The 7,708-nt window shown below is 38.2% G+C and carries 8 protein-coding genes and 1 pseudogene; all 9 read right to left on the reverse strand.

Going from position 1 to position 7,708, the window contains the following annotated elements; all coding sequences use genetic code 11:
* Positions 1–270 precede the first annotated feature (270 nt).
* The gene (gene nadE / locus STRDD10_RS06055; RefSeq protein ID WP_067193949.1) at positions 271–1,095 is read right to left on the reverse strand and encodes an ammonia-dependent NAD(+) synthetase; all 825 of its coding nucleotides are present in this window, start codon (positions 1,093–1,095) and stop codon (positions 271–273) included.
* Complete coding sequence (locus STRDD10_RS06060) at positions 1,092–2,552, reverse strand: nicotinate phosphoribosyltransferase (protein ID WP_067193950.1); 1,461 nt, start codon at positions 2,550–2,552, stop codon at positions 1,092–1,094. Before STRDD10_RS06060 ends, nadE begins: the two co-directional genes overlap by 4 nt.
* A gap of 113 nt (positions 2,553–2,665) precedes the next feature.
* On the reverse strand, positions 2,666–3,154 hold the full coding sequence (locus tag STRDD10_RS06065) for a DUF6773 family protein (RefSeq protein WP_067193952.1): 489 nt from the start codon (positions 3,152–3,154) through the stop codon (positions 2,666–2,668).
* A complete protein-coding gene (locus tag STRDD10_RS06070) occupies positions 3,144–3,353 on the reverse strand; it encodes a helix-turn-helix transcriptional regulator (RefSeq protein WP_001107495.1) in 210 nt (69 codons plus the stop codon). Before STRDD10_RS06070 ends, STRDD10_RS06065 begins: the two co-directional genes overlap by 11 nt.
* Before the next feature lie 362 nt (positions 3,354–3,715).
* Positions 3,716–4,444, reverse strand: coding sequence for an ABC transporter permease (locus STRDD10_RS06075; protein WP_067193954.1), 729 nt, complete (start codon positions 4,442–4,444; stop codon positions 3,716–3,718).
* Between the two features lie 15 nt (positions 4,445–4,459).
* Positions 4,460–5,305: an ABC transporter ATP-binding protein gene (locus tag STRDD10_RS06080; protein WP_082782058.1), complete on the reverse strand. Its 846-nt coding sequence runs from the start codon at positions 5,303–5,305 to the stop codon at positions 4,460–4,462.
* Between the two features lie 180 nt (positions 5,306–5,485).
* On the reverse strand, positions 5,486–5,647 hold the full coding sequence (locus STRDD10_RS11135; protein ID WP_197458307.1) for an HAD family hydrolase: 162 nt from the start codon (positions 5,645–5,647) through the stop codon (positions 5,486–5,488).
* A 50-nt stretch (positions 5,648–5,697) separates the two neighbouring features.
* Positions 5,698–6,978, reverse strand: a pseudogene (locus STRDD10_RS06085) (hypothetical protein); the annotation flags it as partial.
* A 16-nt stretch (positions 6,979–6,994) separates the two neighbouring features.
* Positions 6,995–7,708 (reverse strand): protein NO VEIN domain-containing protein (locus STRDD10_RS10865; protein ID WP_156468616.1); only part of this gene is annotated, 714 nt, incomplete at its 5' end.

Here is a 7,708-nt window from a genome sequence, read left to right on the forward strand (position 1 = left end):
GAAAAAGACAGATAAAACTGTCCTTCTTTTTTTAGCTTTTCACAATATTGTATGGTGAGACTACGAAATCGAACTCTTCGAGTTACCGATTTCTGTCTAGTATTAATAGAAAAATTCTATCTGTCTCTACCTTATCCATGAGCTGTTCAATTATACATTGACGCAGTAGCTGGCTGATTTGAACGGAGCTCTTTGAGCACCTTTCAAATCTAGACAGCCTTGCGGGGGTGAGACTACGAAATCGAACTCTACGAGTTACCGATTTCTGTCTCACTCCCAAAAATGATCAAATACTGTGATTGGCAAGTGGCGTTTGTGTTGGCCTTTGTGCCACCAGTTTTCAATAGTCGCTTGAGCTTCTGGGCTGATTGTTTTTCCTTCTAGGTAATCATCAATCTCTTCATAAGTGACTCCAAGTGCGACTTCGTCGGCGAGGCCTGGTTTGTCTTCTTCTAGGTCTGCGGTTGGAACTTTTTCATAAAGGGCTGGGTCTGCGCCAAGCTCCTTCAAGAGTTGTTTACCTTGGCGTTTGTTGAGGCGGAAAAGGGGTAAAATATCTGCACCACCGTCACCAAACTTAGTAAAGAAACCTGTGATATTTTCCGCAGCATGGTCTGTCCCAATGACCGCTCCGTTATGAGCACCTGCAAGGGCATACTGGGCAATCATACGGCAACGTGCCTTGATATTACCCTTGTTGAAGTCTGAAACAGAACTACCTGTCGCTTGGACTGCTGCGGCCATGGCATCTGCTGCTTCCTTGATATTCACAACCAAGCTGACATCAGGTTGGATAAAGGCAAGGGCTTTTTGAGCATCAGCTTCGTCAGCCTGAACCCCATAGGGCAGGCGGACAGCAATAAATTTGTAGATGTCATCAGCCGTTTCTGCTCGCATCTCTTCCATAGCGAGCTGCGCCAAGCGTCCGGCCAAGGTCGAATCCTGACCTCCTGAAATACCTAGGACGAAGGTTTTTAAAAAGGGATGCTTCTTGAGGTAACTTTTCAAAAAATCGATGGAACGGCGAATTTCTTCCTGCGCATCAATGATGGGCTTGACCCCTAATTCTCGGATAATGTCTTCTTGTAAACTCATGCTTCGTCTCCTTCTCCAAAAGCTTGGTTGCGCATCTGGTCAATCAAGTCCATCTTGTCCTGCCACACATCCCGCGCCAAATCGACTGGGTAATGTTGCGGATTGAGCACGCGCTTGTACTCGTCCCAGAGCTTGTCAAATTCCTTGCGGGCATAGGCTTGGATTTGAGGCAAACTTGGCAATTCATAGACCAAATTCCCATCCTTGAAAATATCCACTAAAAGTGGAACAGCATCAAAATCACGAACGGTTTTCTTGATATAGGTATAGGTCGGGTGGAACATCTTGATTTCTGTCATGTCGCTCACATCCACACCATCATAAGTGATGTAGTCACCTTCTGACTTGCCTTTTTCACGACTGGTGATGCGCCACACCTGCTTCTTACCTGGGGTTGATACTTTTTCTGCATTGTTAGACAGTTTAATGGTATTGCGCATCTTCCCATTTTCATCTTCGATAGCCACAATCTTGTAAACAGCCCCAAGTGCAGGCTGGTCGTAAGCCGTGATCAACTTGGTTCCCACGCCCCAGACATCAATCTTGGCCTTTTGCATCTTGAGGTTGAGGATGGTATTTTCATCCAGGTCATTGGAAGCATAAATCTTGGCATCTGGAAAACCAGCTTCGTCCAGTTGCTGACGAACTTTTTTGGAAATATAGGAAAGGTCTCCAGAGTCAATCCGAACGCCTAAAAAGTTAATCTGATCTCCTAACTCACGCGCCACCTGAATGGCAGCAGGAACCCCAATACGAAGGGTATCGTAGGTATCGACCAGAAAGACACAGTCATGGTGGGTCGAAGCATAGGCTTTAAAAGCCTGATAGTCATTACCATAGACCTGAACCAAGGCATGGGCATGGGTTCCTAGGACAGGAATGTCAAAGAGTTTTCCTGCTCGCACGTTGCTAGTTCCATTGGCACCACCAATCACTGCTGCTCGTGTTCCCCAGATAGCTGCATCCATTTCTTGCGCCCGACGTGTCCCGAACTCCATCAAGGGTTCATTCTCAATGACCGAACGAATACGTGCTGCCTTGGTCGCTATCAAGGTTTGAAAGTTAACAATGTTTAGGAGAGCCGTTTCAACCAATTGACATTGGGCAAGAGGGCCTTCAACTTGAACAATCGGCTCATTGGCAAAAACCAAATCCCCTTCCTGGGCAGAACGAACCGTCAACTCCAACTTAAAATTGCGGAGGTAGTCTAAGAACGCCCCATAATAACCAAGCGACTCCAAGTAAGCAATATCGCTGTCTGAAAATCGTAAATTCTCAAGGTAGTTCACAATTCTTTCCAAACCTGCAAAAACGGCATAGCCATTTTTAAAAGGTTGCTGACGGAAATAAACTTCAAAAACCGCCCGTTTATTGTGAATGCCTTGGTCAAAGTAAACCTGCATCATGTTGATCTGGTACAAGTCCGTGTGCAAGGTCAAGCTATCATCTGGGTACATAGTCGTTCCTTCTTCCCTCTTTTGCTGTTGAAACTATCTTCAACGATTTATAAAATCTGATAAATTAGTACCATTATACCACATTTGCAAGGGATTGAGAAAAATGGAACAAGCTAATCCGTGCTCTCTAGTTCATCCATATCTTGATCAAACTTTTTTTGAGCCCATTCGCCATAACTTTTAAGCCCGAGATTGCCGATAAAGACCCAAGGAAGGTAAATCAGATAAGTAATAACCCAAGCAGACAAATATTTAACATTCAAAGGATTGTGCTGATAAATTTCGATATTGAATTGATAATTCTGCAACATCAAAAGAGTCGTAATAGCGAGAGTTACCAGCAAACACCCTCCAATCGTAAAATGAAAACGACTATAGTAGGTGACTCCAAGTTGTCGTGCACGATTGAAAAAATAAAAGGTCCCTATAATGATTGTGATAAGAAGCATACTAGGATTAAAAAGGCTTGGTGCCAATACCGCCACCAAATAACTGAACAGAATGAGCCCGATAAACACATAAAAAGACTCTGTCCCAGCTTTGTTGATCAGTTGTTCTTCTCTTTCGTCTAGTAATTGATAATAAAAAAATCTATTTTTCATCTTCTTCCTCCCAAAATAATTGATCTAAAGTTTTGCCTAAACATCTGCAAATGGACTGACAGAGCGAGAGACTAGGATTATATTTTCCAGCTTCAATCAAGCCTATAGTTTGCCTAGTAACACCCACAGCTTCTGCCAAATCCCCTTGTGTCAAGTCAAGCTCCACCCGAGCTAGTTTTAATTTTAAATTTTTAGCCACTAGCGTCCTCCTTATAGTTTTAATACTCATCTACTCTTAAAAAATATAAAACCAACACAAGCTGTCAGCTATTATTATAAGCTCATTAATTATCACTCCAATATTATCTTCAGCTTAAAATCAGTATGTTGGATTATTTGAAATAAACTCCCTAGCTGGCTACTTGATTTTTTGTTTAGTATTAGCTTTAGTAGGATCTTTTAAACGAGTTTTGATTGCTTGTATTTCTTGTTTAGTTGATTTCATATCACTATTATATAATGCTTTTGGAAATGAGTCTAGTGTAAGACAAAAACGTATGCATAGCAAGATGACTGATTTTTTTGCTGGATTTTAAGTCTGCAAAATAATACTAAACGAAACTAAAATGAATACTCCTTGCTTTTCTTGAGAGTGAACAAGTACAATAAAATGATTGTAGTGATTACCACAAGATACTGACTAATAGACATCGTATTTGAAGCCACAAATACAGGTAAAGAATAAAAAGGAAGAAGTTCAATTGCTTTGATAAACAAATCATTACTAGTATTGATTATAATCGTATTTAATATATTAGGGACAAAGAGTAGTAAAGCTACTAAAATACCAAATACCAAGCCACTTTTCAATTTGTATAAATAGAAAATGTAAGATAATAGAAAATAAAATAGGACTAACAAAATTGTATTGACTACAATGACTGCTATAAAATCTAATCCTAAAGCACCTGGAACACCCAATTTACTTACGATGACTAGTAGCACAATGCCATTCAAAGCATAAATAATGGAAACTGAGATGGCATATAGAAAATTGGACAAGACGTAAATCATCCGATTTTTCTGTTGATTATAAAATAAACTTATCGTATTGTGGGAAAAATCCCTGCTAATAATTCGGTTAGCATGTATAACAGCCATTAACATACCGAGCATAGCATAAAAGTTTGAAATATGCTTAATACCAAGCGATGTCCCTTGAGTCTTTAGAATAAAGAATGTAACCAATATCGGCGGTATAAACGAGATAATCAAACCAAGATATATTACGCCTGATGAATATAAATCCCTTATATTTTCCTTAAGAAAATTCAATTTATTTAATTTCATGATTATAACCTTCCTTTATTTTGAACGATTTAGATAAATATCTTTAAGCGTCTCTTTTTTAGTTTCAAAATCAACTACTTTAATAGAGTTTTCGTTAAAAAATTTAAAAAGCTCACTACTTTGAATATTCCCAGACATAGTAATTCTCAGTCCCTCTTCCTGAACAATATCCCCAAATTCTTGTTTGGTAATGAAAATGTCTCTATCTGTAGCTGATGAAAAAGCTATCTCAAACAAGCAATTATGACTATCTTTTCCTACTTTTTGAAATGTCAAAAGCCCATTCTCCAAGAAAAGAACCCTTTCACAAATTTCTTCAATATCTTCTAATTTATGACTCGATATTAAAATTCCCACATTTTCATGTAAAGCTAAATTTTTTAGAATCGCTAAAACTATTTGTGAAGATTCAATATCTAAACCATTAGTCGGTTCATCTAAAATTAATATATCAGGTTCCGTAACAAGAGTTAGAAGCAAAGCTAATTTTTGTTTTGTACCCAAAGAATAGGTCTTTACTTTTTTATTAATAGACTGAGTCAAATCTAACTCTTGGATCAAACTTCCAAATCTTTCTTGATTGTAGTCAACACCATATAAATTTGACAAATATTTTAAATTCTCTAAACCTGTTTTAGATAAAAATAATTTTGGCTCTTCGATTAAATACCCAACATTATCACTACTTATAATATTCCCTGAAGTCGGTTGGTTATTCTGAACAAGAATTTTCATCAATGTACTCTTGCCAACTCCGTTTCTCCCTACTAGACCAACAATTTCACCCTTATTAAGTGCAAAATTTATATCTTTGAGAATGATTGAATGACCATAATGCTTACTTACATTTATAACTTCCATTTTTCAATTCCTCCATTAATATTCTTGTTTTTCTCTTTGATTCCCATTAATTTTAAAAAGTTGCGCTTCTTTTTAACATCATTATACCATATATCTAACTTAATGCAATATATAACTGTCATTTTGTAAGATTTTATTAACAAAAAAACTCTCTATCATAAAAAATAGAGAGTGTTGCCTTTAACTATAGGATTTTAAAATATCGACGACATCACTTCTTTTCTTGACCTGATAGGCCTTGATGCCCAATTTCTCAGCTGCATTTGTATTGTCCTCCATATCGTTTAGAAAGACACAAGTGGCAGGATCTAAGCAGTATTTACCAATGATTTCCTCAAACATTGCTAAATCAGACTTGATAGCTTTTATATCACAGGATAGGACAAAGCCATCTATTTCGCCACCCAGCCGATGGCATCGCTAGGTGGGTTTTCGGTATCCATCCAAATGAACTCAATTCCGATCTCGCCGTTTGTAAACTTGGTCAGGCGAATCCCGTTGATTTCCAGCTCGTTCAAACGCAGTCCGGTTAAGACCTCTCGTTCTTTTAACTGGAAGACACCCCGTAAGATCCAGTTACCAAGGATTTCTTGTTTGTCAGTAGATTGGATAGCCTTGCCAGCTTCTTGGTTGATATAGGCATTGATAACATCGCCAGAAGATAAAAATCGTAACTTAAAGGTTCTTTCTTCCTTGGACAGAGCTAGTTTTTTAGTACCAGGTTCAAAACTTCCGAATCCTGGACCAAAGAAGTCTGCTCTTTGGTCATGAAAGTTCTTAGAATCAGGTAAAGGAATATAAACTTCACTAACAGGACGATAAACCAGTTGTTCAATTTCTTTGGCAAGTTTTGCATTCCCGGTCTTATGGACAAAATGAATCAAATCCTCACGAGTAGCTTTCATCTGAGCCTTTTCGGCCTTGCTGGTCCATTTTTTCAAGAGAATTTCCTCTAGAGAGAAGGTCACGAAGGCTAATTCTTCTGGAGCCAGACTATCTTTAAATTTTTCCTGAAGCTTTATTATTCGTGGCAGACGGTCTTTTTTGGCTAATTTCGAGCCACCGTTAAAGGCATTGAAACCAGAGTTTTCTTCTACATTTCCATGTTTGTCTGTGATTACCCAAGACACTGTTTCTAGGACATCGGATTGTTCCTTTTCAGCTGTCAGTAAATGAAGATTTTCAAAAAGAGAAAAAGGATCTTCGATGTAATGGACATCCCAAGTATCTACCACAATGTCTTTATTGTTAAAAGTCATGTGAAGCTGGCTGTCAGCTGCTGTATACTTGTAGTGGTGCTGTCCATCTGTAAATCGGAAATTAGTTGGATTGTTTTTGGTAGTTGAGCCTTCAATGACTAGATTATCAATATCGACTGGTAAATAAGACGTTTCCCCCACAAAAATCTTAGGTTTTTCACCCTTGGGAGTCGGCATCAGCACATGGTATACTGTTTCTACATTGACCGAATCCGAGCTAACGCCCTTGATTTGTGCCTTTGAGGATTCAATTCGTTGATTGCGGAGAGTCGCAATCTTTCTCGCCAACTCTTCATAACGTGGATAGTTTTCCTTATCTGCTGTCACCTTATTCGGTGAAATCTCCGCATAAAACTTTATCTCACTCAACAAGTCCGTCCAAGACTGGGAATCTTTCTTGAATTGGGCGATTTTACAAATGGAGAATCTATTAGTACAAATCCTCTAAGCTTCTATATTCAATGATTTCATTTTTTATAATATTCTTTTTAAACTCAAAATGCTTTAATGGATTATCGACTAACACTAACTTTGGAATATCATCAAGGTTTGTAACCAAGGATAAAATAAAATCCGATTGAAACTCTTTGGCTTTTTCAAATTCTTTGACAGTCAAACGCACACGTCCCTTAGATTTTCGGATACCTTTTACTTCGGCAAGGTAGGAATGCTCTTGAACATCTACTTGGAAATCATATCCATCACCATAAAGACGGGCATCGGTCAATTGCCCACCTTGGAATTTTTTTTCTTTATCAAAATGAAGGATAAAATAATTCTCTGCTTCCATTCCAGTTTCTTGTAGGCGTTTGAATTTCGTCCGAACAATTGGCTTTTCAATGATGGTTTTGCCTGTTTTCTTCCCTTCACTTGCAAGCAACATTTTGACTATTTCTGCGAAACTGTGAACATCCTCACTCCCAAACATCATGTCAATTAAATCTTTTCTAAAACGGTAGACTTCAGCTTTTTGCCACCAACCTTTTCGATTGTTATTAAAATAGGGGTCGAATAAATCCATTCTATTTTTAACTACCCCAGTTGTTTCTGCGATTCCTAAAGAAACTATATAACGATAAAACTCGGATTTACTAGAGCATTGAAACTCTTTTATAAATAGTTTATCAAACTTGGCTGAACTGCA

Origin of the sequence: Streptococcus sp. DD10, from assembly GCF_001578805.1 — a bacterium.
Lineage (GTDB): Bacteria > Bacillota > Bacilli > Lactobacillales > Streptococcaceae > Streptococcus.

What these genes read in the sequence shown, in the direction of transcription:
- nadE (WP_067193949.1), bottom strand. Translation starts at nt 1,095, where the DNA reads ATGAGTTTACAAGAAGACATTATCCGAGAATTAGGGGTCAAGCCCATC.
- STRDD10_RS06060 (WP_067193950.1), bottom strand. Translation starts at nt 2,552, where the DNA reads ATGTACCCAGATGATAGCTTGACCTTGCACACGGACTTGTACCAGATC.
- STRDD10_RS06065 (WP_067193952.1), bottom strand. Translation starts at nt 3,154, where the DNA reads ATGAAAAATAGATTTTTTTATTATCAATTACTAGACGAAAGAGAAGAA.
- STRDD10_RS06075 (WP_067193954.1), bottom strand. Translation starts at nt 4,444, where the DNA reads ATGAAATTAAATAAATTGAATTTTCTTAAGGAAAATATAAGGGATTTA.
- STRDD10_RS06080 (WP_082782058.1), bottom strand. Translation starts at nt 5,305, where the DNA reads ATGGAAGTTATAAATGTAAGTAAGCATTATGGTCATTCAATCATTCTC.
- STRDD10_RS11135 (WP_197458307.1), bottom strand. Translation starts at nt 5,647, where the DNA reads ATGTTTGAGGAAATCATTGGTAAATACTGCTTAGATCCTGCCACTTGT.